At 71.5% G+C, this 23190-nt stretch carries 21 protein-coding genes; 11 read left to right on the forward strand and 10 right to left on the reverse strand.

The window, feature by feature from the left end; all coding sequences use genetic code 11:
• Nucleotides 1-37: 37 nt before the first annotated feature.
• The 4 genes from ABEA62_RS00470 to map all read right to left on the reverse strand — a co-directional run bounded on the left by ABEA62_RS00470 (nt 38) and on the right by map (nt 2934).
• Nucleotides 38-478: a DUF305 domain-containing protein gene (locus tag ABEA62_RS00470; RefSeq protein ID WP_286215730.1), complete on the reverse strand. Its 441-nt coding sequence runs from the start codon at nt 476-478 to the stop codon at nt 38-40.
• 68 nt (nt 479-546) lie between these two features.
• Nucleotides 547-1158, reverse strand: coding sequence for a GNAT family N-acetyltransferase (locus ABEA62_RS00475; RefSeq protein ID WP_286216643.1), 612 nt, complete (start codon nt 1156-1158; stop codon nt 547-549).
• Between the two features lie 31 nt (nt 1159-1189).
• A complete protein-coding gene (gene ppgK, locus ABEA62_RS00480) occupies nt 1190-2056 on the reverse strand; it encodes a polyphosphate--glucose phosphotransferase (protein WP_345377976.1) in 867 nt (288 codons plus the stop codon).
• Entirely contained in the window at nt 2053-2934 is an 882-nt protein-coding gene (gene map / locus ABEA62_RS00485; RefSeq protein ID WP_345377978.1) for a type I methionyl aminopeptidase, read from the reverse strand. The genes ppgK and map overlap by 4 nt, the downstream gene beginning before the upstream one ends.
• 31 nt (nt 2935-2965) lie before the next feature.
• On the opposite strand from map, the gene ABEA62_RS00490 reads away from it, so the two are divergent.
• Entirely contained in the window at nt 2966-3163 is a 198-nt protein-coding gene (locus tag ABEA62_RS00490; RefSeq protein WP_286215732.1) for a hypothetical protein, read from the forward strand.
• A 154-nt stretch (nt 3164-3317) separates the two neighbouring features.
• Here the strand turns inward: ABEA62_RS00490 and panB are convergent, their stop codons facing one another.
• Both panB and ABEA62_RS00500 read right to left on the reverse strand, forming a co-directional pair.
• Nucleotides 3318-4124, reverse strand: coding sequence for a 3-methyl-2-oxobutanoate hydroxymethyltransferase (panB, locus tag ABEA62_RS00495; protein WP_286215733.1), 807 nt, complete (start codon nt 4122-4124; stop codon nt 3318-3320).
• Nucleotides 4125-4147: 23 nt separating this feature from the next.
• The gene (locus ABEA62_RS00500; RefSeq protein WP_286215734.1) at nt 4148-5794 is read right to left on the reverse strand and encodes an NAD+ synthase; all 1647 of its coding nucleotides are present in this window, start codon (nt 5792-5794) and stop codon (nt 4148-4150) included.
• A gap of 74 nt (nt 5795-5868) precedes the next feature.
• Here ABEA62_RS00500 and ABEA62_RS00505 point away from each other — a divergent pair, with 74 nt between their 5' ends.
• From ABEA62_RS00505 to ABEA62_RS00520, 4 genes are read left to right on the forward strand one after another with little or no spacing between them, the layout of a single operon-like run.
• Complete coding sequence (locus ABEA62_RS00505; RefSeq protein WP_286215735.1) at nt 5869-7203, forward strand: glutamine synthetase family protein; 1335 nt, start codon at nt 5869-5871, stop codon at nt 7201-7203.
• A gap of 2 nt (nt 7204-7205) precedes the next feature.
• Nucleotides 7206-10205, forward strand: a complete 3000-nt coding sequence (locus tag ABEA62_RS00510; protein WP_345377981.1) for a bifunctional [glutamine synthetase] adenylyltransferase/[glutamine synthetase]-adenylyl-L-tyrosine phosphorylase — start codon at nt 7206-7208, stop codon at nt 10203-10205.
• Nucleotides 10202-11080, forward strand: a complete 879-nt coding sequence (locus ABEA62_RS00515; RefSeq protein ID WP_286215736.1) for a hypothetical protein — start codon at nt 10202-10204, stop codon at nt 11078-11080. Before ABEA62_RS00510 ends, ABEA62_RS00515 begins: the two co-directional genes overlap by 4 nt.
• A 5-nt stretch (nt 11081-11085) precedes the next feature.
• Nucleotides 11086-12009, forward strand: a complete 924-nt coding sequence (locus tag ABEA62_RS00520; RefSeq protein ID WP_286215737.1) for a hypothetical protein — start codon at nt 11086-11088, stop codon at nt 12007-12009.
• Here the strand turns inward: ABEA62_RS00520 and ABEA62_RS00525 are convergent.
• The 3 genes from ABEA62_RS00525 to ABEA62_RS00535 are packed head-to-tail and all read right to left on the reverse strand — an operon-like array spanning nt 11963 to nt 15603.
• Nucleotides 11963-12862, reverse strand: coding sequence for a carbohydrate kinase family protein (locus tag ABEA62_RS00525; RefSeq protein ID WP_286215738.1), 900 nt, complete (start codon nt 12860-12862; stop codon nt 11963-11965). The genes ABEA62_RS00520 and ABEA62_RS00525 overlap by 47 nt on opposite strands.
• Nucleotides 12855-13892, reverse strand: coding sequence for a LacI family DNA-binding transcriptional regulator (locus tag ABEA62_RS00530; RefSeq protein WP_286215739.1), 1038 nt, complete (start codon nt 13890-13892; stop codon nt 12855-12857). The genes ABEA62_RS00525 and ABEA62_RS00530 overlap by 8 nt, the downstream gene beginning before the upstream one ends.
• A gap of 46 nt (nt 13893-13938) precedes the next feature.
• Entirely contained in the window at nt 13939-15603 is a 1665-nt protein-coding gene (locus tag ABEA62_RS00535) for a glycoside hydrolase family 13 protein (RefSeq protein ID WP_345378278.1), read from the reverse strand.
• Between the two features lie 258 nt (nt 15604-15861).
• On the opposite strand from ABEA62_RS00535, the gene ABEA62_RS00540 reads away from it, so the two are divergent.
• On the forward strand, nt 15862-16581 hold the full coding sequence (locus tag ABEA62_RS00540) for a GTP cyclohydrolase II (protein WP_425557932.1): 720 nt from the start codon (nt 15862-15864) through the stop codon (nt 16579-16581).
• An 89-nt stretch (nt 16582-16670) separates the two neighbouring features.
• Here the strand turns inward: ABEA62_RS00540 and ABEA62_RS00545 are convergent, their stop codons facing one another.
• Nucleotides 16671-17366 (reverse strand): fasciclin domain-containing protein, encoded by a 696-nt coding sequence (locus tag ABEA62_RS00545; protein ID WP_345377985.1) that lies wholly within the window; start codon nt 17364-17366, stop codon nt 16671-16673.
• Between the two features lie 209 nt (nt 17367-17575).
• Here ABEA62_RS00545 and ABEA62_RS00550 point away from each other — a divergent pair, with 209 nt between their 5' ends.
• The 5 genes from ABEA62_RS00550 to ABEA62_RS00570 all read left to right on the forward strand — a co-directional run bounded on the left by ABEA62_RS00550 (nt 17576) and on the right by ABEA62_RS00570 (nt 23169).
• A complete protein-coding gene (locus ABEA62_RS00550; protein ID WP_286216805.1) occupies nt 17576-17821 on the forward strand; it encodes a hypothetical protein in 246 nt (81 codons plus the stop codon).
• A 76-nt stretch (nt 17822-17897) separates the two neighbouring features.
• Nucleotides 17898-18419, forward strand: coding sequence for a MarR family winged helix-turn-helix transcriptional regulator (locus tag ABEA62_RS00555; protein ID WP_286215740.1), 522 nt, complete (start codon nt 17898-17900; stop codon nt 18417-18419).
• Nucleotides 18406-19383, forward strand: coding sequence for a hypothetical protein (locus tag ABEA62_RS00560; protein ID WP_345377988.1), 978 nt, complete (start codon nt 18406-18408; stop codon nt 19381-19383). The genes ABEA62_RS00555 and ABEA62_RS00560 overlap by 14 nt, the downstream gene beginning before the upstream one ends.
• Nucleotides 19384-19423: 40 nt before the next feature.
• Nucleotides 19424-20548, forward strand: coding sequence for a hypothetical protein (locus ABEA62_RS00565; RefSeq protein WP_286215743.1), 1125 nt, complete (start codon nt 19424-19426; stop codon nt 20546-20548).
• Entirely contained in the window at nt 20545-23169 is a 2625-nt protein-coding gene (locus tag ABEA62_RS00570) for a multicopper oxidase domain-containing protein (RefSeq protein WP_345377991.1), read from the forward strand. The genes ABEA62_RS00565 and ABEA62_RS00570 overlap by 4 nt, the downstream gene beginning before the upstream one ends.
• Nucleotides 23170-23190 lie beyond the last annotated feature (21 nt).

The raw sequence follows: 23190 nt of genomic DNA on the forward strand, positions 1-23190 counted from the left end.
GAGTCCTGCCGCGATGCGCGCCGCTCGCGGTGCCCTCCTACTCGTCGAGCATGCGCTGCATCTGGGCGATCTCGTCGCGTTGGGCCTCGATGATCTGGTCGCACAGACGCTCGATCTCGGGGTCGGTGATGCTCGCCTCCTCGCACACCAGAATCGCGCGCGAGTGGTGGGGAATCATCGAGTAGAGGAACGCATCGTTGCCCACGAATGCCTCGGTGCGTGCGAAGAGGATCCCCGTGACGAAGAGGCCGGTGAACCCCACCAGCAGCCCGATGTTGAGGCGTCGGGACGGGTACATCCCCCACATCACGACGAGCATGATGACCCCCATCGCGCTCACGCCGATGAGGCTGATGTAGAGGTTGCTGAGGTTCGGGTAGGCGTGGCTCCACTGGTCGGACTGAATCAGGCTGAACGCGAACATCACGATGAAGCTCGCGGTGAGCGCGATCGCCAACTTGAGGTACGGCTTGCTCATGCTTGTCCTCCCTTGCGTCTCGTAGGAGACAAGGGGAGGGGAGCCTGCGGTATTCCGCGGCTCCGGCGTCAGCGAACCTCGAGACCCGCCATTCGGGTCGCGAGGCGTGCCTCGAGCCCGGAGCGCACGGCGGGCCACTCGCGGTCGAGGATCGAAAAAACCACGGTGTCGCGCAGCGTGCCGTCGTGCCACACCTGATGCTGGCGCAGCACGCCGTCCTGGTGGGCGCCCAGCCGCGCGATCGCGGCGCGGGACTGGTGGTTGTGCCAGTGCGTGCGGAGCTCGACCGCGATGCACCCGAGCACGTCGAACGCCCGCTCGAGGAGAAGGAGCTTCATCGCGGGGTTGATGCCCGTGCCGTGCGCGTCGCGGCCGAGCCACGTGCTGCCGATCTCGAGCCGGCGGTGGTGTTCATCGAGATGCAGGTAGGTGGTCATGCCCACCGCGCGTCCGGTCGCGGCGTCGACCACGGCCCACGGCGCGACCTCGCCGCGGGCCTGCGCCGCGAGCCGCGCCTCGATCTCCGCGACCATCTCATCGGGCGAGGGAATGCGCGTGTACCAGGTGCGCCACAGCTCGCCGGGCGTCACGGCATCGGCAAGGTCGTCGCGGTGGGACTGGGACAGCGGCTCGAGACGCGCGAGCGCATGCTCGAGGACTGGGGTGGCAGAGAAGGACATGGGGACGATGCCTGGGTCGGGTCGGGTCGTCTCAGGCGCCGGCGGCGGGGGGCGTCGCCTGGGCGGCCTTGGCCGCGGCCTTCGCAGCCTTCTTGGCCGCGTCCTTGGCGGACTTCTCGGCGGCCTTGGACTCGTCCTTCTCCCGCCGCGTCGACACCGCTGCCGCGGCGGCGGCGCCGACGATTCCGGCGCCGTTGAGCAGCTCGGCAGGGATGATGGGCGCGCGCAGGCGCAGCTTGGGCAGGAACATGTGGTGCGACTTGGAGACGCCGCCGCCCACGATGATGAGGTCCGGCCAGAGGAGCCGCTCCATCTCGGAGTAGTACTTCTGCAGCTGCTCGATCCACTGCTCCCAGTCGTAGCCGTGGCGGTCGCGTGCCGACTCCGCCGCACGGTCCTCGGCATCGTGACCGTCGATCATGATGTGGCCGAGCTCGAGGTTGGGTACCAGGGTGCCGTCGACGATCATCGCGGTGCCGATTCCGGTGCCGAGGGTCGTCATGAGGATCGAGCCCGACCGGCCGTGTGCCGCGCCGTACTTGAACTCGCCGTAGCCCGCGGCGTCCGCATCGTTGAGCACGTGGACGTCGTGGCCCGCATAGTCCCTGATGATCGCGCGAAGGTCCGTGCCGATCCAGCTGTCGTCGACGTTCGCGGCCGTCTTGACGATCCCGTGCTGCACCACCCCGGGAAAGGCCACGCCGATCGGGACCTTGGTGGGCGGGTTGAACTTGGTGATGACCTTGGCGACCGTGCGCGCGATCGCGTCGGGCGTCGAGGGCTGGGGCGTGGGGATGCGGTAGCGCTCCTCGAGGAACTCACCCGTCCTGAGGTCGACGGGCGCGGCCTTGATGCCCGTTCCTCCGATATCGACTCCGATGGCGATGTGCTTGCTCATGGCAGCGTGAGAACCTCCGGTCCGGTCTCCGTGATGACGATCGTGTGCTCGAACTGCGCGACCCACGAGCCGTCGCTGGTGACGACCGTCCAGCCGTCGTCCCACTCGTGGTTCTCCTCGGAACCCATGCACAGCATCGGCTCGACGGTGAAGACCATGCCGGGCTCGATGATGTCGGCGTGATGCGGAGCCGCGTCGTAGTGGGGGATCACGAGGCCGGTATGGAAGGCGGGTCCCACCCCGTGGCCCGTGTAGTTGCGCACGGACTCGAAGCCGTGTCGCGTCGCGTACTTCTCGATCACGCGCCCGATCACGTTGACCGCGCGGCCCGGCTGGGCGGCCTTGATGCCGCGCATCATCGCCTCGTGGGTGACCTCGACCAGCCTGGTGGCGTCGGCGGAACCCTCGCCCGCGATGAACGAGCCGCAGTTGTCGCCGTGCACGCCGCCCTTGAAGGCGGTGATGTCGACCTTGACGATGTCGCCCTCCTCGATCACGGTCGAGTCGGGGATGCCGTGGCAGATGACCTCGTTGACCGAGGTGCACAGTGCCTTGGGGAACGCCGGGCGGCCCGCGGCTCCCGGATAGCCCAGGGTCGAGGGGTATGCGCCGTGGTCGAGCACGAACTCGTGGCCGATCCTGTCGAGCTCGTCGGTGGTGACGCCGGGCACGACGTGGCGGCCGACCTCCGCGAGGGCCTGCGCGGCGATCTTCGCGCTCACCCTGATGCGGTCGATGGTCTCGGCGTCGTGAACGTCACCGCCGTTCCACAGCGTCGCGCGCTTCTTGCCCACGTACTCGGGCCGGGCGATCCCGGCGGGGACCTCGCGGAGGGGGGACACGGTGCCCTTGGAGATGCTTTCGCGGACGGGGCTCATGCCTGGCAGTCTATTCACGGAGGCGATGCCCATGTCCAACGACGATGATCAGCCGGTCGAGTACTACTTCAACACGCGCACGCGAATGGTCGAGAAGGGCCGGGTCAGCTCCTGGGAGCACCTGATGGGTCCGTACCCGACCGCCGAGGAGGCCGCGGGTGCGCTTGAGATCGCCAAGGCCCGCAACGACACGTGGGACGACGATGACGACTGGGGAGACGACTCGTAGCCACGGCCGCGCCTCGGCCCCGCGACCACGCCGCCCCCCGCGCGCTTTCGTAAGTCACACATCTGGCGCCACGTGGGTCCGTGTCTGAGCACGAATCGCCGCGCACCCGGCCTCAGATGTGTGACTTGCGGCAGGGGAACGAAAGGGCAGAGCCTCAGCTCTCGAACGTGTGCTCCGGACCAGGGAAGGTCACGGACTTGACCTCGCCCACGTAGCCGGCCGCGGCATCGGTCATCGCCTTGCCCACGGCCCCAAACTGCTTCGAGAAGCTCGGGTGCCAGTCGCCCACGCCGGCCATGTCGAGCCACACGAGCACCTGGCCGTCCGTGTCCGGCCCGGCCCCGATCCCGATCGTGGGGATCTCGAGCGCCTCGGTTACGGCCCTAGCTGCTGGCGCGATCACCATCTCGAGCACCACCGCGAAGGCTCCGGCCTCCTGCAACGCGAGCGCATCGGCGACCAGCTCCTCGACCCCGTGCTCGCCGCGACCCTGGATGCGGCGTCCGCCCAGCGCGTTCTCGCTCTGCGGAGTGAAGCCCAGGTGGCCGCAGAACGGGATGCCGGCATCGGTCACGGCCTTGACCTGGCGAGCGATGCGGCGCCCGCCCTCGAACTTGATCGCCTGCGCGCCCGACAGCTTCATCATGCGAATCGACGACTCGACGGCCTGCTCGGGCGAGATCTCGTACGACCCGAAGGGGAGATCGGCGACCACGAAGGCGTGCTCGGCACCGCGAACGACGGCCCGCGCGAACGGGATCATCTCGTCGAGAGTGAGCGGCACCGTGGACTCGAGGCCCAGCATGTTGTCGCCCAGCGAGTCGCCCACGAGCAGCATGTCGGCGCCGCCGGCGTCGAAGGCCCGTGCGGTGGGGAAGTCGTACGCGGTCAGCATGGCGATCTTCTCGCCTCGCTGCTTCATCTCCTTGAAGTGGTGGATCCTGACCTTCTTGCGGCTCATGGCTCCACCTTCTCACGCGCGGACTACTGGGACGGTTCGCGCCAGCGGTTAGTGACGGGTAGGCGGCGGTCGCGCCCAAACGCGAGCGCGGTGACCTTGGGGCCCAGCGGGTACTGGCGTCGCTTCCACTCGGCCCGGTCCACGAGCGCGAGCACGCGGTCCACGACGGCGGGGTCGAAGCCGCGCGCCAGCAACTCCGCGCGGCCCTCGGCGTGCTCGACATACGCGTCGAGGACCTCGTCGAGGAGCTCGTACGGGGGCAGCGAGTCCTGGTCCGTCTGGCCCGGACGGAGCTCGGCCGAGGGCGGCTTGGTGATCGAGTTCTCGGGGATCGGCGGGGTCTCGCCACGCGATGCTGCGAGGGCGTTGCGCCACCGCGCCAGGTCCCACACGCGCGTCTTGTCGACGTCCTTGAGCGGCGCGAAGCCGCCGATGCTCCCCGCGTCGTAGATGGTCGCGTAGCCGGTCGCGAGCTCGGACTTGTTGCCCGGGGCGATCACCAGGTGGCCCTCGGCATTGGACACGCCCATGAGGATCACGCCGCGCAGTCGCGCCTGCAGGTTTTCCTCCGCGACGCCGTCGAGCGGGAGCTGCGCCTGGAAGGCCTCGACCAGCGGTGCGATGGGCTGCACGCGGTAGTCCGCGCCGATGCGCGCGCACAGGTCCGCGGCATCGTCCCGTGAGTGCTGGGAGGAGAAGGAGGACGGCATGGACACGCCCACCACGTTCTCCCCGCCGATCGCGTCGGCCGCGATTGCGGCCGTCAGTGCGGAGTCGATCCCGCCGGACACGCCCAGCACGATCGACCGGAAGCCGTTCTTTCGCACGTAGTCGCGCAGTCCGGTCACGCACGCGCGGTACACCTGCTCGTCGTCCGACGCGAAGTCGACCACGTCGCCGCGCGAGGCCGGCGCGCCCGCGGCGGGCAGGTCCCACATCAGCAGCGCGTCCTCGAAGCCGGGGGCGTTGGCGAGCCATGTCCCGTCGGCGCCCACGACGAACGTGTGGCCGTCGAAGACGAGGTCGTCCTGGCCACCCCACAGGTTGACGTACGCGAGCGGCGCGCCGACCTCGGCGGCACGGCGGCGCGCGAGCTCCGTGCGGACGCGACCCTTGCCCTCCTCGAACGGCGACCCGTTGAGCACGAGCAGCAGGTCGATCCCGGACCCGGTGAGCTGGGCGACCGGCCCGCCGTCCTGCCAGATGTCCTCGCAGATCACTATCCCGATGCGGGAGTCGCCCGCGGAGACGATGCACGCGTCCTCACCGGCGGCGAAGATCCGGCGCTCGTCGAAGACGCCGTAGTTGGGAAGGTGGTGCTTGTTGTAGCGCGCCGTCACAGCGCCGCCGGAGAGCACCACGGCCTGGTTGAAGGGCAGCCCGGAGCGGGACACCCCGAGCGTGCCGAGGATCACCATGAGATCGCCGTGACCCTCGGCCGCGAGCGTGGCCGCGATCTGCTCGACCGCGGCCGCGGCTGCGCGCTGGAAGCTCTCGCGCAGCGCGAGGTCCTCGATCGGGTAGCCCGTGACGACCATTTCGGGGAACGCGATCACGCTCGCGCCCTGGGCGTGTGCCGCGCGACACGTGTCGAGCACAAGAGCGGTGTTACCTGCGATGTCGCCCACGCAGGGGTTGACCTGGGCGAGAGCGATGCGAGCGTTGACCATGCGCCAAGCCTAGGGCGCGCGGCGCGCGGGACCAGGACACACGTTCGTCACGTTGATGAGGCAGGATAGGCGCCATGGACAAGCAGCAGGAATTTGTGCTTCGCAGCGTCGAGGAGCGCGACATTCGCTTCATTCGCCTCTGGTTCACCGATGTTCTCGGGATCCTCAAGTCGGTGGCGATCGCGCCCGCCGAGCTCGAGAACGCGTTCGCCGAGGGAATCGGGTTCGACGGCTCCGCCGTCGAGGGCCTGACGCGCGTGTACGAGGCAGACATGATCGCCAAGCCCGATCCGGCGACGTTCCAGATCCTGCCGTGGCGCGGCGAGCGTCAGGGCGCCGCACGCATGTTCTGCGACATCTTCACCCCCGACGGCGAGCCCGCGATGTCCGACCCTCGCCAGGTGCTCAAGCGCACGCTCGACAAGGCGTCCTCGCAGGGCTTCAGCTTCTACACGCACCCCGAGATCGAGTTCTACCTCTTTAAGCAGTTCGAGCGGGGCGAGCAGCCGGTGCCCGTCGACCGCGCGGGCTACTTTGACAACGTGCCGCGCGGCACCGCCCACAACTTCCGCCGCGAGGCCATCACGATGCTCGAAAACATGGGTATCTCGGTCGAGTTCAGCCACCACGAGGCCGGCCCGGGTCAGAACGAGATCGACCTGCGCTACGCGGACGCGCTCACCACCGCGGACAACATCATGACGTTCCGCACGGTCATCAAGGAGGTCGCGCTCGAGCAGGGCGTCTTCGCCTCCTTCATGCCCAAGCCGCTGTTCGAGGCGCCGGGATCGGGCATGCACACGCACCTGAGCCTCTTCGAGGGCGACCGCAACGCGTTCCACGAGTCCGGCGCGGAGCTGGGGCTCTCCCAGGTGGCGCGCCAGTTCATGGCCGGACTGCTGCGCCACGCCCCGGAGATCACCGCGATCACCAACCAGTACGTCAACTCGTACAAGCGGCTGTGGGGCGGCGCCGAGGCGCCCTCGTACGTGTGCTGGGGGTCGAATAACCGCTCGGCCCTGGTCAGGGTGCCCGTGCACAAGCCGGGCAAGAGCCAGTCGACGCGCGTCGAGTACCGCGCGATGGACTCCGCCGCGAACCCGTACCTGGCCTTCGCGGTGCTGCTCGCCGCCGGGCTCAAGGGCATCGAGGAGGGTCTCGAGCTGCCCGAGGGTGCCGAGGACGACGTGTGGGAGCTGTCGAACGCCGAGCGCCGCGCGATGGGCTACGAGCCGCTGCCCACCTCGCTCGCCGAGGCGATCGTGGAGATGGAGCGGTCGGAGCTGGTCGCGTCGACGCTGGGGGAGAGGGTGTTCGACTTCGTGCTGCGCAACAAGCGCGCCGAGTGGGAGTCGTACCGCGCCCAGGTGACGCCCTACGAGCTCGACACCTACCTCTCCGTCCTGTAGGCGTGGGCGCACGGGAGGTCTCCCTCACCACGCTGCTGCGGCGCGCGGGCGTCGCGGATCCCTCGCGTGCGGAAGGGTTGATCGGCGAGATCCTCGCCGTCACCGGAATCGAGTTCGACGACCCCGCGACCGCCGTGTCCTACCTCGCGGATCCCGATGCCGGCCTGCTGCAGTTGCTGCGGCTCGCGGAGTCGGCGAGGGACGCCGGCCACCTCGACGTGCTGGTACGTCTCGCGGGCACCGCCGCAGGCGCGCGGCTGGGCGTGCTGCTGGGTGGTTCGCTCGCACTCGGTGACTTCCTTGTCCGCCATCCCGAGCTGATCGCCGACTTCGAGCGCTGGCCGGTGGGTGAGGAGCTCGCCGCGGTCGACGTGAGGGGCGACCTGCTCGCCGCCGTCGGGGCCGATCCCGAGGCCGATGCCCCGGTGGCGTCCGTGGGCGGCGCGGCCGGCCATGCGGCCATGCGTGTCGCGTACCGGCGCGCGCTGCTGCGCATCGCGGCCGAGGACCTCTTTGCCCGGTCGCCGGCCACGCTCATGCCCGACGTGAGTGCCGCGCTGGCGGACCTCGCAGGCGCCGCTCTCGAGGCGGGCCTCGCGATCGCGCGTCACGACGAGCCCGATCACGCCGCCACCCGCCTCGCGATCATCGCGATGGGCAAGTGCGGCGCGCGCGAACTCAACTACGTCTCCGACGTGGACGTCATCTACGTCGCGGAACCCGCGGAGGGCGTCGAGGACGACCGCTCGCTGCGCGTCGCGACCCGCCTCGCGGTCGCGGCGGCGAGGGCCTGCTCGAGCATGGGGGTCGAGCCCGCGCTGTGGGAGGTCGACCCCAATCTGCGTCCCGAGGGCCGCGACGGGCCGCTGGTCCGCAACCTCGCCTCGCATCTGGCGTACTACGAGCGCTGGGCGCAGACCTGGGAGTTCCAGGCGTTGCTCAAGGCCCGCGCGGTCGCGGGAGACCGCGAGGTGGGCGAGCGCTACGTCGAGCAGACCCGGCCGCTCGTGTGGAATGCGGTCGAACGCGAGGGGTTTGTCGAGTCGGCGCAGGCGATGCGCCGCCGCGTCGAGGAGCACGTGCCGCTGCAGGAGGCGGGCAGGCAGATCAAACTCGGCCCCGGCGGACTTCGCGACGTCGAGTTCACGATTCAGCTCCTGCAGCTCGTCCACGGCCGCGCGGACGAGTCGCTGCGCGTGCGCGGCACGCTCGACGCCCTCGCGCGTCTGCGCGCGGGCGGCTATGTGGGCCGTCCCCAGGCCGCCACCATGGACCGCTCGTATCGCCAGCTGAGGGTGTGGGAGCATCGGCTGCAACTGCGCAAGCTCACCCGCACCCACCTCATGCCGGCCGCGGATCAGGACCGCCGCGTCCTGGCCCGCGCCTCGGGTTTCGCGACGGTCGAGTACATGGACGAGGTCTGGGCGGACATCCGCAGGGACGTGCGCGCGATGCATCTGGAGATGTTCTACCGGCCCATCCTGCCCGTGGTCGCGAGGCTCAGCGCGGACGAGGCACGGCTGGACGATGCCGCCGCGCGGGCGCGCCTCGGGGCCGTCGGGTTCGTCGATCCCGCGGGTGCGTACCGGCACATCAGCGCGCTCACCGAGGGGATGTCGAGGTCCGCGGCAATCCGCCGCCAACTCATGCCCGCGATGATCGGCTGGTTTGCGCAAGGTGCCGACCCCGACGCGGGTCTGCTCGCGTTCCGCCAGCTCTCCGAGCAGCTCAGCGACACGCAGTGGTACCTCAAGCTGCTGCGCGACTCCGGCACCGCGGCGCAGCGCCTCGCGCGCGTGCTATCGACGTCGCCCTACGTCGCGAAGGCCCTGCTCGCCTCCGGAGAGGCCGTCACGTGGCTCGACCGCGACGAGGACCTCGAGCCGCGCGACTATGCGCGCCTGTGGGGAGAGGCCGACGCGATCCTGCGTCGCTCGAACGATCCGGTGCAGGCGGCCGTCGCGCTGCGCGGGCTGCGCAGGCGCGAGCTCGCGCGCATCGCGGCGGCGGACGTGTTGGGCATGGTCAATGCCGCCGATGCCGCGATGGCGGTGTCGCACACCGCTGACATGCTCATCGAGGGCGGTTTACGCATCGCGACGCGCGTGGTCGCGGATGCGAGGGGACTCGAGGCGCTGCCGATTCGCTTCTCCGTGGTCGCGATGGGGCGCTACGGCGGCCTCGAGATGGGCTACCTGTCCGATGCCGACGTCCAGTTCGTGTGGGACGGGGACTCGCCCGACGGCCAGGCAATCGCCGTTCAGCTGGCCCAGGAGCTGCGTTCGATCCTGCAGCGCGTGGGACCGCAGCCGCCCCTCTCCATCGATGCCGACCTCCGCCCCGAGGGGCGCGGCGGACCCCTCGCGCGCTCGCTCGCCTCGGCGACGGACTACTACAAGCGGTGGTCGGACCCGTGGGAGGCGCAGGCGCTGCTGCGCGCGCGACCCGTGGCGGGGGACACCGACCTGTCCGCCGCGTTCGTCGCGATGGTCGACGGCGTGCGGTACCCGACGGCTCTGCCTGCGAGCGCGCTCAAGCAGATGCGCACGCTCAAGGCGCGCATGGAGGCCGAGCGCCTGCCGCGTGGGATCGACCCCCGCCGCCACCTCAAGCTCGGGCCGGGGGGACTCTCCGACGTCGAGTGGGTGGTCCAGCTCATGCAGTTGCGCCACGGGCACGCGCACGCGGAGCTGCGCACGACCGTGACGCTCGAGGCGCTGTCCGCGGGCACCCGCCTGGGGCTGATCACTGATGGCGACGCCGAGACTCTGCGTGACGCGTGGGTGCTCGCGACCAACCTGCGCGGCGCGCTCGCGCTGCGGGGCAACGCACGCGACACGGACGTGCTGCCAGGCGACGTGCGCGAGCTGGGCGTGCTGGCCGAGATCCTTGGGATGAGGGTGACGGGCGCGGAGCTCGACGAGCGCTACTCGCGCGCGGCCAGGCTCGCGCGCGCCGTGACCGAGCGGCTGTTCTTCGGTTGGGACGAGTCCCGGCGATGAAGATCCTGCGCACGCTCGTCTCCGCGCTGCTGATCGTGGCTGGGGCGGTGTCGATCGCGCTGTGGGCCGTGAGCGGGGTCGTGGTGAGTGCCGTCGAGGACGGCACGGCCGTGCGCACCATCGCGACCGCGGCGCTCGAGGAGCCCGCGGTGGTCGAGGCGATCGGCGCCAGCCTGGGCGATGCCGCCGTGGAGGGGCTCGCGGACGCGGGCCTCGACCTCGCGGTGGTGGGCCTCGACGCGCCGCTGCGGGAGCTGGTGGCGGGTGCGGCGCGCACGCCCGAGTTCCGGCAGGCGCTGCTGGCGCAGGTGGACGATGCGCGGGTTCAGTTCGCGCGTGAACTCACCGCCGAGGACCGCGCGCCGGCGCCGCTCGTCATCACGGTGGACGCGAGCGGCTACGTCAACGGTCAGATCGCGACCCTGCCCGTCGTGGGCGCCGCGGCGCCGCAGCTCGAGCTCGCCCCCGTGCCCGTCACGGTGATGAGCGAGGAGCGCTTCGAGGACACGCGGCGCGCGTACGACGTCGCGCAGTTCGCGCACCGATGGGGGCTGTGGGTGGGCCTCGGCCTGTTCCTCCTGGGCCTGATCGTGTCGCCGCGCACGCGGTGGTTCCTGGCCAAGGCGGGTCTTGCCGTGGCGGTGCTCGCGGGAGCGGCATGGATCGCGCTCGAGGTGTGGGGGCTCGAGACGATCGCCGGGGCCCTCCCGGGCGGCGCGGACGGTCCTGCCGGCACCGCGCTGTCGGCCATCGTCACCGCGGAGACCGTGCCGGTGCTGCAGGAGCGACTCATCACGGTGGGCGCGGCGGCGGCGGGTGTCGGTAGTGTCGCTCTCATGATCGCCCTGGTGCGCCGTCCTCGGTCACCACGATGACGCGCGTGCGGCCGGCGTTCGCGGCCCTCGCCGCGGTGGTGGGCATCCTCTGCGTGCTGCTGGGACTCGTCGCCGGACGGGTCGACCGCGCGGTGACGTCGGGGGAGGCCGCGCGCACCGTCGCGACGGCCGCCCTCGCGGACGCCGATGTCGTGGCCCAGGCCTCGCAGGCGATCGCCAGGGCGGCGGTCGCCCAGGGACAGGAGCTCACGGATTCGCGCGCGGGCGACCTCGCGATCGCCGCACTCCAGGGGCCGCTCGAGAGCTTGGCCGCCCAGGTGTTGTCCTCTGACCAGGTGCGCACCGCGGTGGCGGCCGGCATCACGCGCGTCGAGACGCGGCTGGTCGACGAGCTGACCGCGCGCGAGCGGGCCACGGCCCCGTTCACCGTGGGAGTCGACATCGGGGCCGAGCTCAACGCGCGCCTCGACGAGGTCCCCGTGGTCGGCGCGTTCGCTCCCGACCTCGAGATCGCGCCGGTCGAGGTCGAGGTGGTGGATGCCGCCACGTTCGATCAGGTGCGCACCGCGTACGCGGGTATTCGCTTCGCCGGTGACTGGCTCGCGTGGATTGGCGCCGCGCTGCTCGCGGTCGGCATGGCGCTGTCGCGCAGGCGTGCGCGCTATGCGGGCTGGAGCGTGCTGGGACTCGCGGTGGGCGCGCTCGCCGTCGCCTTCGCGGTGGGTGCGGTCGCGCCGCGCGCGCTGGCCTCCGCGATGCCAGGAGGCGAATCCGGCGGACTCGGCGCGTTCGTGTCGACGTTCCTGTCGGACTCGGGCCTCGCCGGGCTCACGGACCTCATGATGCAGGTGGGAATCGTCACGCTCGTGGCGGCGATCGTCGCGCTCGTGATCGACCGCAGGCGAGGCGCCGCGCGGGACGTCAGCGGCGCGGGGTCTCGAGCAGAGGCGACAGTTCGGGGCTCGTGACCGCGCGCGCCGCCTGCGCGGCGCCTGCCTCGAGCGCCTCCCACAGCGCGTCGCCCACGAGCGCCGCGGCCCCACCATGGCGCAGCGCGAAGCCCATCACCCCCGCCGCGAACGCATCGCCCGCCCCGTTGGGATCGACCACGGTCACGCGCGGGGCGTCGGCACGAGCGAAGGAACCGTCCGCCCCCACGGCGATCGCGCCGCGGGAACCGAGCGTGCAGATCGCGAGGCGCGCGCCGCGCTGGATCGCGGCGCGCAGGAACGACTCGGCGTCCTCGACCGCGTCGTCGTTGATGATGACGGCGTCGGCGACCTCGAGGAACGGCAGCGCGTAGCCGCCGACGCCGTCGTGGTCGTGGGCGTCGACCCACACCTCGCGGCCCATCGCCGAAACCTCGGGAATGAGCGCGCGCGAGAGCTCGGCGAGGTCGAGGAACACGGCACGAGCGTGCCCGAGCGCCTTGCGCGCGGTCGCCCGCGCTCCTCTCATCTCCTCCGGATCGACGGCGCCCGCGCCGTGCAGGTAGATCGACAGTCGCTCTCCGCGCGGCGTCATGAGATTGAGGTGACGCTCGCTCGGCCCGGTGGTGCGCACCGCCTGCACATCGACCCCGCACCCCGCGAGACGGTCCATGAGGTCCTCGCCCAGGGCATCGTCCCCACGCGTGGTGAGCAGCAGCGTGCGTACCCCGAGGTCGGTGAGGTGGAGCGCCTTGCCCGCGGAGGTGCCGCCCATCGCCTCGCGCGTCGAGCGCGCCATCACGGTGTGGGGGACGGGGGAGGGAAGGGCGTCGAGCTCGACGATCGTGTTCTCGCTCGTGGGCCCGATGACGAGGACGTCGGGTTCAGTCACGCCGTCGCACCGGCGGGACGGCCGTGGACTTGCGCACGTGCAGGTTGTACGGGAGTGCGCGGTTGGCATGACCCTCGGCCGCCGTGTCCTGGCGCAGCTCGGCGAGCAGCGCGAGCGCCGCGAGCCGGCCTTGTTCGACGGGATGCTGGTCCACCGTGGTGAGCTCGAAGAACGCGCCCAACTCGTGTCCGTCGATGCCGACCACCGACAGGTCCTCGGGGACGCGCAGGCCGAGCGAGCGCGCCGCGAGGACCGCGCCGATCGCCATCTCGTCCGATGCCGCGAAGATCGCGGTGGGGCGCAGGCGAGGGTCGCCCAGGATCTGCAGCGTCGCCTGGTGGCCGCCCTGGATCGTGAAGTCGGCCGCGAGGCGCATCGCGGGATCCGGGGTGACCCCCACGGCGATGAGCGCGTCCTCGTAGCCCTGGCGCCGGTGGGCGGGCATGTGGAAGTCGAGGTCGAAGCCCTCGGAGCCGCCGATGTACGCGATGCGGCGGTGGCCCAGCGAGGTGAGGTGCGAGGTCGCGAGCTCGGCGACGGCGCGGTCGTCGATGCTGAGCGTCGTGACGTCCTCGAGCGGACCGCCGAGACCCACCATGGGCTTGCCCAGGTCGTGGATGCGCGTGAGTTCCTCGGCGGTGAGCTCGAGCGAGACCGCGATGAACGCGTCCACGCGCTTGCGCATGAGGAACTCCTCGAACAGGCGCTGTCGCCTGCGCGGATGCCGCGTCGTGTCCTCGAGGTGATAGAGCGTGAGGTCGTAGCCCGCGTCGGCGAGCGCGCGGTGCGCGCCCTTGAGAACGCTCGCGTAGTACCAGCTGCCCAGGAAGGGCATCACCATGCCCACGTTGCGGGTGCGGCCGGAGGCGAGCGACGATGCCGTCGCGGAGGCGACGTAGCCCAGTTGCCGCGCGGCATCCTCGACCCGCTGGCGCGTAGCGGCTGAGACCGTCGACTTGCCCGCGAGGGCGCGCGAGACGGTCGCCGTCGAGACGCCCGCCAGTTCCGCGACCCGCTGGATCGTCGCCACCCTCGGCTCCTCTCGACGTGTGCGCGCCGCCGCGCGCCCTCGCATCCTACTCGGGCAGTCGGACCCACACGGTCGTGTCGGCGGGCAGGGTCGCGCCGTCGAGAGGGGACGACGCCACGAGCACCTCGCCCTCGACGGTGACCGGGTCGCCGGAGACATTGGCGATGATGCGGACGGTCCCGTTGTCGAGGATGAGGACGCCCTCGGGCGCCTCGCGCCACGTCACCGTGCCCGTGCCGAGCCCACTCTCGCGGCGCACGCGCAGGGCCGCGCGATACATCTCGAGCGTCGAGCCCTCGACGCCTCGCTGCGCGTCACGCGCGAGCGCTCGCCACTCGCGGGGCTGTGGGAGCCACGAGTCGCCGGTGGTCGAGAAGCCGAACGCGGGGGAGTCCGCCTCCCACGGCAGCGGCACGCGGCAGCCGTCCCTGCCGTAGCGCTCGCCCTGCGTGCGGTGCCACGTGGGGTCCTGACGCGCCTCTCCCGGAATGTCGACCGCCTCGGGCAAGCCAAGCTCCTCACCCTGATACATGTAGGCGCCGCCGGGCAGCGACAGCATGAGGAGAGAGGCGGCGCGCGCGCGGCGGATGCCCTCGTCCACGTCGGGAAGGCCGGGGCTGTCGGGGCCGACGCCGTGGCCCTGGGGGGTGTCCGCACCCAGCGAGAGGCGCGTCGCGTGACGGACGATGTCGTGGTTCGACAGCACCCACGTGCTCGGGGCTCCCACCGCACCGAACGTCGCGAGCGAGTCGTCGATCACGGAACGCAGCTGAGCGGTGTCCCAGTGCGCCTCCATGTAGCCGAAGTTGAACGTCTGGTGCATCTCGTCGGGACGCACCCACCGCGCCATCAGCTCGAGCGGGTAGATCCAGGCCTCGGCGACCAGGATGCGATCGCCGGGGTACGAGTCCGTGATGCGTCGCCACCGGCGCCACACCTCGTGCACGCCGTCCTGCGCCCAGTACGGCGAGGCCTCCGCCGCGCCGCCGCCCATCGACGCCTCGTCCTCGTCCTGCACGAAGTCGGGCAGTCCCTCGGCCTTGATGAGGCCGTGAGCCACGTCGACGCGGAAGCCGTCGACGCCCCTGTCGAGCCAGAAGCGCAGGACGTCGTCGAACTCGGCGCGCACCTCCTCCAGCTCCCAGTTGAGGTCGGGCTGCGAGGTGTCGAAGAGGTGGAGGTACCACTGGCCGGGGTTGCCGTCAGGCTCCGTCACGCGCGTCCACGCGGGGCCGCCGAACACGGACTCCCAGTTGTTGGGGGGCAGCTCGCCGGACGCGCCGCGGCCGTCGCGGAACATGTACCGCGCGCGCTCGGGGGAGCCCGGAGCGGCGGCGAGTGCGGCCTGGAACCACGCGTGCTCGTCGCTCGTGTGGTTGGGCACGATGTCCGCGATCACGCGCAGACCGAGTTCATGCGCGCGGGCGACCATGGCATCGAAGTCGTCGAGGGTGCCGAAGAGGGGGTCGACGTCGCGGAAGTCAGAGACGTCGTAGCCCGCGTCGCGCTGAGGCGAACGGTAGAACGGCGACAGCCAGATCGCGTCCACGCCCAGTTCCGCCAGGGCGTCCAGGCGCGCCGTGATCCCAGGCAGGTCGCCCACGCCGGTGCCCGTGGAATCCGCGAAGGAGCGCGGGTAGATCTGGTAGATCACGGAGGAGCGCCACCACTCCTGAGCAGTGATGGTGGAGCCGGCGACGTTCGTGGCCACGGTGTCCTCTCGATCGATCCCGCGCCGGATCTCGGACGCGAGGAAGCCCGCGCGCGCACCGTTGAGCTCCGCGGGAGATGGCCACCAATGTAAGCGGTTGCATGGGTCGCGAGCAAACCCGTGGCGCGCGTGCGGCGCGAACGTGACCAAGCCGTGACCGCATCGTTCTCATTCAGGCGGAAATATGCGCGCGCATACGTGTGTCGGCACTGCTACCTGCGCGCGAGCGCACCCTCGACGGAAGGACCAGCCGTGGCCGTGACCTGCCCCCTCTTGCGCTCCCGCGTGCGCAGCATTGACGCCTCGACCGCGGCGGGCCGCGAGCACCCGCTCGAGCCCACGCGCGCGCAGGTGCGCACCGCCGTCACGGTGCCGCTGCGCTTCGCCGACGGCTACGCGACCACCGCTCGCGTCATGACCTTCACGGGCCTGGCCGACGGGCGCGAGCACCTCGCGATCGGCCTGGGCGACTGGGAGGGCGCCCTCGAGCGCTCCGCCTCGGGCGGTCCCGCTCCGCTCGTGCGCCCGCACTCCGAGTGCCTCACCGGGGACGTGCTCGGCTCGGAGCGATGCGACTGCGGACCGCAGCTGCGCGAGGCCGTGGAGCGCATCGCCGAGGCGGGCGGAATCCTTCTGTACCTGCGCCAAGAGGGTCGCGGGATCGGCCTGTACGCCAAGCTCGACGCGTATGCGCTCCAGGACACCGGCCTGGACACGTACGAGGCCAACGTCGCGCTCGGCAGGGGCGAGGACGAGCGCGACTACGAGCCGGCGGCTCAGATGCTGCACGCCGTGGGCGCCGGGCGCATCCGGCTGCTCAGCAACAACCCCGACAAGGCCGCACAGCTCGAGCTGCTGGGCATCGACGTCGAGGAGCGCGTGCCGACCGGGGTCCACCTCGCCGAGTCCAACGCTCGCTACCTGCTGACCAAGGTCGAGCACACCGACCACACGCTCGCGCTGCCCGGCGTCGCGTAGGCACCCTCCCTCCGGCAGCGCACGCGACACGGCCCGCCGCACCTCCCAGGTCTGTTCCTGGCGTGCGGCGGGCCGTGAGCGTTTGCGGCTTAGGCCGGGGGCATGAGCACCGAGTCGACCAAGTACACCGTGGCGTTCGCGGTCTGGACGCCTCCGCACAGCACGGTCGCACCGTCGCCGACCATGATCGCGTCGCCACTGCCCGTCACCGTGAGCTCCGCGCCGTTGACCGTGGTGTGGGTGCCCGCGATCGCGTCCGGCTCGATCTGGCCGGGGATCACGTGATACGTGAGGATCGACGTGAGGAGGTCGGCGTCGGTCTCGAGAGTGGCGATCGTGTCGGCGTCGATCTGCGCGAACGCGTCGTCGACGGGGGCGAAGACCGTGAACTCGTCGCCGTTGAGGGTGTCGACCAAGTTGACGTCGGGGTTCAACTGGCCGCTGACCGCCGCCACCAGGGTGGTGAGCAACGGGTTGCTCGACGCGGCGACCGCGACGGGGTCCTGGGACATGCCCTGGATCGAGCCCGCGCCGTCGGGAACCTGCTCGTCGTAGTCCATGCAGGCCGCGCCCACGAGGTTGGCGTAGGGGTCCATGCCCATCGCGTCCTCCTCCATCGCGTCGCCGGCGGTGGCCGACGGGCTCGGCTCGGCCGCCATGGTCGGCTCGGCGGGCATCGTCGACACGTCGTCCGTGTCCGCATCGCCGCCTGCGCAGGCGGAGAGCAGCAGTGCTCCCGCCATCGCCAGGGTGATCGCTCCTGCGTGCTTGATCGTGGTGGACATCTCTGCCTCCGTTCTCGGGATCCGCCCGGCGGATCCTGCTGCCAGCGCCCGGGTGGGCGCCTGCCGCGGGTGCGGCGTCACGGGAGGTTCGCCCGGCATCGGCGGCCGGATGGGGTGACTTTTCGGCGGTGCGCGTCGCGGCAATCCGGAGAGCCGCTGTGGCCGAACCCGTTGTGGTGCCGAACCGCCGGCACACGAAGGGACTCGTCATGACACTCGCGATCATCGGCCTGTTGGGTGGGCTCATCACCGGAATCTCGCCGTGCATCCTGCCCGTGCTTCCCGTGATCTTCCTCACGGGAGGCGCCCAATCCGCGCGCATCGACCTGGGCAACGGACTGGCCGTGCAGGGACTCGGGGTCGGCGCGGCCGCCGCGGGGGTGGACGGCGGCGCGCGCGTCCTCGACGTCGAGGTCACGGGCGGGGTCGAGGTCTACTCGTTCACGTTCGGGTAGGTCTCTGACGGGTGCGGCGCGGTCGGGTGGAGGGACGATGCACGGCACGGGTTTGCTTTAGCCCTAAAGTAATCTCATGACGGCATCGCAGCCCGACCGCGCACACGCGGACGACCCCGCCCCCGCACCGCTGAGCCGGGAGGAGGAGGACTTCTTGCGCGCTCTCGTGCGGGTGCTGGTGGTGGTGCCCCGGGCCTTCCAGGCGGACCTGGGAGCGGCGGCCGGCGTGTCCTTCACCGAGTACGTGACCCTCAGACACCTGTCCGAGTCCCCGGCCCACTCGCTGCGCATGGGCGAACTCGCCCGCCTCACGGCGCTGACGCTCGGGGCGGTGACTCGGGTCGTGAAGTCCCTCGAGGCGAAGGGATTCGTGGAGCGCCGCCGGAGCGCGGCGGACGGGCGCGGACACGAGGCGCGTCTCACACAGGCAGGCCGCGACCGGCTCGCGGAGGTGGATCCGCTGCACGTCGCGAGCGCGCGGGCGAGGATTGTGGATCGGGTGCCCGCGACGGCACTGGCCGCATTCACCGACGTCCTGGACAGCATCGGCCGGGACGGCACGTCGACCCGCGAAGGGGGCGATCGTGGCGAATCCTGAGCGCCCGGTGAGCGAGTACGACCGCTTCGGACCGTGGATCGACCGGGTCGAGACGGAGGCGGACGTGCCGCGCCTGTTCCGGCCGCATGGAGTCGACCTGGCTGCCGCGAGGCTCGTGCTCAAGGTGCCCCGCAACGTGGCGCGCCGCGACGCTTCACCCGACATGGACCTCTACGACCACCTGCTCGTGCTCGGTCGTGACTCGCTCACGGTCCTGTCCCGTCGCGGTCGCGACCTCCCACGCGGGGCCCAGCCGGGCGCGGGGGGCGGCTACGACCATGCGGACATCCCGCTCGCGAGGATCGTCGCGGTGCGGGACACGGTCAATCTGCTCGAGGGGTGGCTGTCCATCGCCACGGACGATGGCGGAGAGCTGACGATGCGGTTCAACGGCTCTGCTCGCGCGAGCGTCGGTCTCCTCACCGGCGCGCTGCGCGCGGAGTTCGTGCGGTGGGGGCGCGGCTCGGTCGGTCGCACGCTGGCCGATGCCGCGCCCCCTGGGGCGGTGAGTCTCGCGGCGCTCGACGCGGGCGGCGACCTCGCCTTGGGAGCCGACCTCCGCGAGGTGAGCGCCGCCCACCCCGACGTGCGTGCATGGGCCTGCCATGCCCGCGCGAGGGTCGCGCCAGGCGGCACGGGAATGCGCGGCGCGTTGCGGCGCGTGTCGCATGCGCTGTCGCCCATGGTCGCGCAGGGCTGCGTGCTCGCGGGCGACTCGGTCGCTCTCGAGGTGCTGGGCAGGCATGAGGCGCTCGTGCGGGGGTCCACGCCCGTGCACTCGGCCTCGCGCCTGACGGTGGCGCTGGGGGCGGTCGACGGCGTCGACGCCGCCGCGCACCCCGACTACCCGGACGTGACGGTGATTGCGCTGCGTGCGGGCGCGTGGAGCGCGCCGCTCGCCGTCCCGCGCGAGTCGGCGGTGGCCGCGATCCTGACCCGAGCCGCGGCGGCGTCAAGGACATAGGTCCCGCACCGGGGGCCAGCGGAATTCTTACGCTGAACCCGTGAAAAAGGTGACCCGGCTGGCGCTGCTGATACCCGGCGGCATCGCGCTGGTCGCGGGCAGCATCGGCGCCCTTGCCCTGCTCGGCGTGCTCTCCTTCGACGGCGAGCGACTCGCCGCCGCGCACGGCATCCTCATGACGCTCGGCTTCGTGGGCACCGTGATCTCCCTTGAACGCGCCGTCGCGCTCGGCCGCGTGTGGGCCCTGGCGTCACCCGCGCTGCTGGGGCTCGGGGGACTCGCACTGCTCACGCCTGCTGACCCTCGTGTGGGCGGGGCGCTGCTGACCGCGGGCGCGATGATGCTCCTCGCGGTGTATGCCGCGCTGTGGCAACGACAGGAGAGCCCCGAGCTCGCCACGCAGGTCCTGGGAGCCGCGCTGGCCGCCGCTGCCGCGCTCCTGTGGACCGCGGGAGCGCCCGTGGCCACCGTGCTGCCGTGGCTCGCCGGATTCGTCCTGCTCACCATCGCGGGAGAGCGGGCGGAGCTCGCGCGGCTCGAGAACCCCAGTATCGGCGCGCGCGGCCTGCTCGCGAGCGGGACCGTGTGCGCGGGAGTGATCGCGGCGACCGTCGCGGGGGACCTGGGGACTGCGCTGCTGGGCGTCGCGGTGCTCGTGCTGTGTACGGTGCTCGTGACGGGTGACGTCGCACGGCGCATGGTGCGCGCGTCGGGACTACCGCGATTTGCCGCGGCCGCGATGCTGGCCGGCTACGCGTGGATGGCCGTCGCGGGTGCCGTGTGGCTCGCGGGCGGGGTCCCCGACGGTGCCGCGTACGACGCCGTCATCCATGCCGTGTTCCTGGGCTTCACGATGTCGATGATCATGGCCCACGCGCCCATTATTCTGCCGGCCGTGCTCCGCGTCGCCCTGCCGTACCGCCGGATCATGTACGTCCCGCTGGTGCTGCTTCACGCATCGTTGGTGCTGCGGCTGCTTGCGGGCGACGCGTATGGGGTCGAGGCGGCCCTGACGTGGGGCGGCGTGCTCAACGTGGCGGCCGTGCTTGGCTTCGCGGCGACGGCGGTGGGCTCCGTGGTGGTGGCGGCACGCGACGCGCGCCGCACGCGACGCGCGCAACTCGCTCCCGTCGTCGATGAGCGACTCGTGGAGGTGGCGTCATGAGGGCCCGCTGGCATCTGCGCGCCAATGCTCTCGTGGCCGCGTGGCTGGTCGCCGCCGCCGTGGCGGCCGCCGCGCATCGCGTCCTGCCGGCGTCCGAGTGGCTCATGGTGCACCTCCTCATGCTGGGCGGGGTGTCCGCCGCGATCCTCGTGTGGAGCGCGCACTTTGCCGAGGCCCTGCGTCGGCGCTCGCTGCCGACCGGGCGGCGGGGTCAGGTGGCGCGGCTCGCCGCCCACACGGTGGGTGCCGTCGCGGTGATCGCGGGCATGGTTGCGCCGTCGCCGCGCGCGGTCGTGGCGGGCGGGGCGGTCGTGGGCATCGCCGTCGCGTGGCATGCGGTCGAGATCGCGCTCGCGGCACGCGGCGCCCTGTCGAACCGGCTGGGCTGGAGCACCTGGGCGTATGTCGCCGCGGGAGCCAGCCTGGTCGGCGGAGTCGTGTGCGGCGTGCTGCTGGCGCGCGGACCCGCGACGGACGCGATCGCGGCGCGGCTCTACCTCGCCCACGTCACGCTCATGATCCTGGGGTGGGTGGGTCTCACGGTGATGGCCACGCTCATCACGCTGTGGCCCACCGTGCTCGCGGTGCGCATCCCCGAGGGCGGCGTGCGGTTCGGGCGCGCCGGGCTGGTTCTCATGGGATCCGGTGTGGTCCTCTCGGGCGCGGCGCTTGTGGTCGGGGCGCGCGTGGCCTACGCGGCTGCGGTGCTCGTCGTGACGGCAGGCATCGCGCTCTCCGCCGTGCCGATGCTGCGCGCGGCCTCTCCTCGCGTCTCCGGCTCCCGCGTGCCAGGCACCGTCGCCGCGTGGCATCTCGCGGCGTCCGTCACCTGGATGGCGAGCGCGACCCTGACGTGGGCCGCCTTTGTCGCCACCGCGGGTGACTGGGAGGAGTCCCGTCAGCGCATGGGCGGCGTGGTGGCCGCGCTCGTGGCCGGCGGCGCCGCGCAGGTGCTGCTGGGCGCCCTCACTCACCTGTTGCCCATGGTGCTGGGTGGCGGACCCCACGCGGTGCGTGCCGCGCGCGACGCCGTCGAGCGCCGTGCCCTCGCGAGGTTCGTGCTGCTCAACGGGGGAGTCGCGCTGTGGGTGCTGCCCACGCCCAGCCTCGTGCGCGTGGCGGGCTCGATGTTCGCGCTCGCTGCGGCGGTGTGGACCCTCGCCGCGATCGGACGCGCCGTGCGCGTGTCCTTCCGCACCCGGCGCGAGGCGCCCGCGGACGGGAACCCGCGCATCGTCCCCGTGCAGATGGCCGCGCAACTGCCGACCGTGCGCGGCCGGGGTGCCGCGCTGGTCGCGGCGTGCGCGCTGCTGCTGGGCACCGCCGCGGCCGTGGCCGCCGATCCCGCGTCCGCGGGCGTCGGAGAGTCCGCGGCCGCGGAGGTCACCGCGACCGGCCGCACCGTCGAGGTGCGCGTCGAGGCGCGCGACATGCGCTTCACGCCCTCGATCATCGAGATCGAGGCGGGCGACCGGCTGGTGATCGAGGTGGTCAATACCGACACGACCTCGCATGATCTGGTCCTCGACAGCGGGCAGGCGAGCGGCAGGATCGCGCCGGGGGAGTCCGCCGTGCTCGACGTGGGCGTGGTGGGTCGCTCCCTCGACGGCTGGTGCTCGATCGCGGGTCACCGCCAGATGGGCATGACCCTCGCCGTGGTGGTCACGGGTGGGGACGATGCCCCGGTGGCCGAGGCGACTGCCGCGCCGACCCCGTCGGGCGTGCACGGCGAAGGCGAGCATGCAACCATCGATCTCCAGGCACCCATGTCGGGATCGCCGTTCGACGCGACGCTCGAGCCCGCACCGGACGCGACCGTCCATCGTGTCACCCTCGAAGTCGAGAACGTCATGACCGAGGTGGCCCCCGGCGTGACGCAGGAGCTGTGGACCTTCGGCGGCGGTGTGCCCGCACCCACGCTGCGGGGCAAGGTGGGCGACGTCTTCGAGGTGACGCTGGTCAACAACGGGGACATGGGTCACTCGATCGACTTCCACGCGAGCTGGATCGCGCCCGACGACGTCATGAGGACCATCGAGCCGGGCGAGAGCCTCACATATCGCTTCGTGGCGGAGCGTGCCGGGGCGTGGATGTATCACTGCTCGACCATGCCCATGTCGCTGCACATCGCGAACGGCATGGCGGGGGCGGTCATCATCGATCCCCCCGACCTGGAGCCCGTGGACCGCGAGTATGTGCTCGTGCAGTCCGAGTACTACCTGGGCGATCAGGGCGGCTTCGCCGACGCGGACAAGATCGCGGCGGAGGCGCCCGACCTGGTGGTCTTCAACGGCCACGCGACGCAATACAAGGACCACCCGCTCGAGGCAGCGGTGGGCGAGCGCGTGCGCGTGTGGGTCGTGGATGTGGGGCCCAACCGGGCGAGTTCCTTTCACGTGGTCGGTTCGCAGTTCGACACCGTGTACTTCGAGGGCGCGTACCAGTTGGGTGGCCCCGGGGATCCCGGCGCCGCCGGTGGCGCGCAGGCGCTCGCGCTCCAGCCGGGCCAGGGCGGATTTGTCGAGCTGAGCTTTCCGGAGCCGGGCCGCTACCCCTTCGTCTCGCACATCATGGTCGACGCCGAGCGAGGCGCCGCGGGCGCCTTCGCGGTCACCGAATAGTCCCGTCCACCCTCAACCACA

Source organism: Demequina sediminis, assembly GCF_039545075.1.
Classification (GTDB): Bacteria; Actinomycetota; Actinomycetes; order Actinomycetales; family Demequinaceae; genus Demequina; species Demequina sediminis.

Coding starts and splice junctions, on each gene's coding strand:
- ABEA62_RS00550 (WP_286216805.1), top strand. CDS start 17,576: ATGACACTCGCGATCATCGGCCTGTTGGGTGGGCTCATCACCGGAATC.
- ABEA62_RS00570 (WP_345377991.1), top strand. CDS start 20,545: ATGAGGGCCCGCTGGCATCTGCGCGCCAATGCTCTCGTGGCCGCGTGG.
- ABEA62_RS00555 (WP_286215740.1), top strand. CDS start 17,898: ATGACGGCATCGCAGCCCGACCGCGCACACGCGGACGACCCCGCCCCC.
- ABEA62_RS00505 (WP_286215735.1), top strand. CDS start 5,869: ATGGACAAGCAGCAGGAATTTGTGCTTCGCAGCGTCGAGGAGCGCGAC.
- ABEA62_RS00490 (WP_286215732.1), top strand. CDS start 2,966: ATGTCCAACGACGATGATCAGCCGGTCGAGTACTACTTCAACACGCGC.
- panB (WP_286215733.1), bottom strand. CDS start 4,124: ATGAGCCGCAAGAAGGTCAGGATCCACCACTTCAAGGAGATGAAGCAG.
- ABEA62_RS00470 (WP_286215730.1), bottom strand. CDS start 478: ATGAGCAAGCCGTACCTCAAGTTGGCGATCGCGCTCACCGCGAGCTTC.
- map (WP_345377978.1), bottom strand. CDS start 2,934: ATGAGCCCCGTCCGCGAAAGCATCTCCAAGGGCACCGTGTCCCCCCTC.
- ppgK (WP_345377976.1), bottom strand. CDS start 2,056: ATGAGCAAGCACATCGCCATCGGAGTCGATATCGGAGGAACGGGCATC.
- ABEA62_RS00515 (WP_286215736.1), top strand. CDS start 10,202: ATGAAGATCCTGCGCACGCTCGTCTCCGCGCTGCTGATCGTGGCTGGG.
- ABEA62_RS00475 (WP_286216643.1), bottom strand. CDS start 1,158: ATGTCCTTCTCTGCCACCCCAGTCCTCGAGCATGCGCTCGCGCGTCTC.
- ABEA62_RS00545 (WP_345377985.1), bottom strand. CDS start 17,366: ATGTCCACCACGATCAAGCACGCAGGAGCGATCACCCTGGCGATGGCG.
- ABEA62_RS00500 (WP_286215734.1), bottom strand. CDS start 5,794: ATGGTCAACGCTCGCATCGCTCTCGCCCAGGTCAACCCCTGCGTGGGC.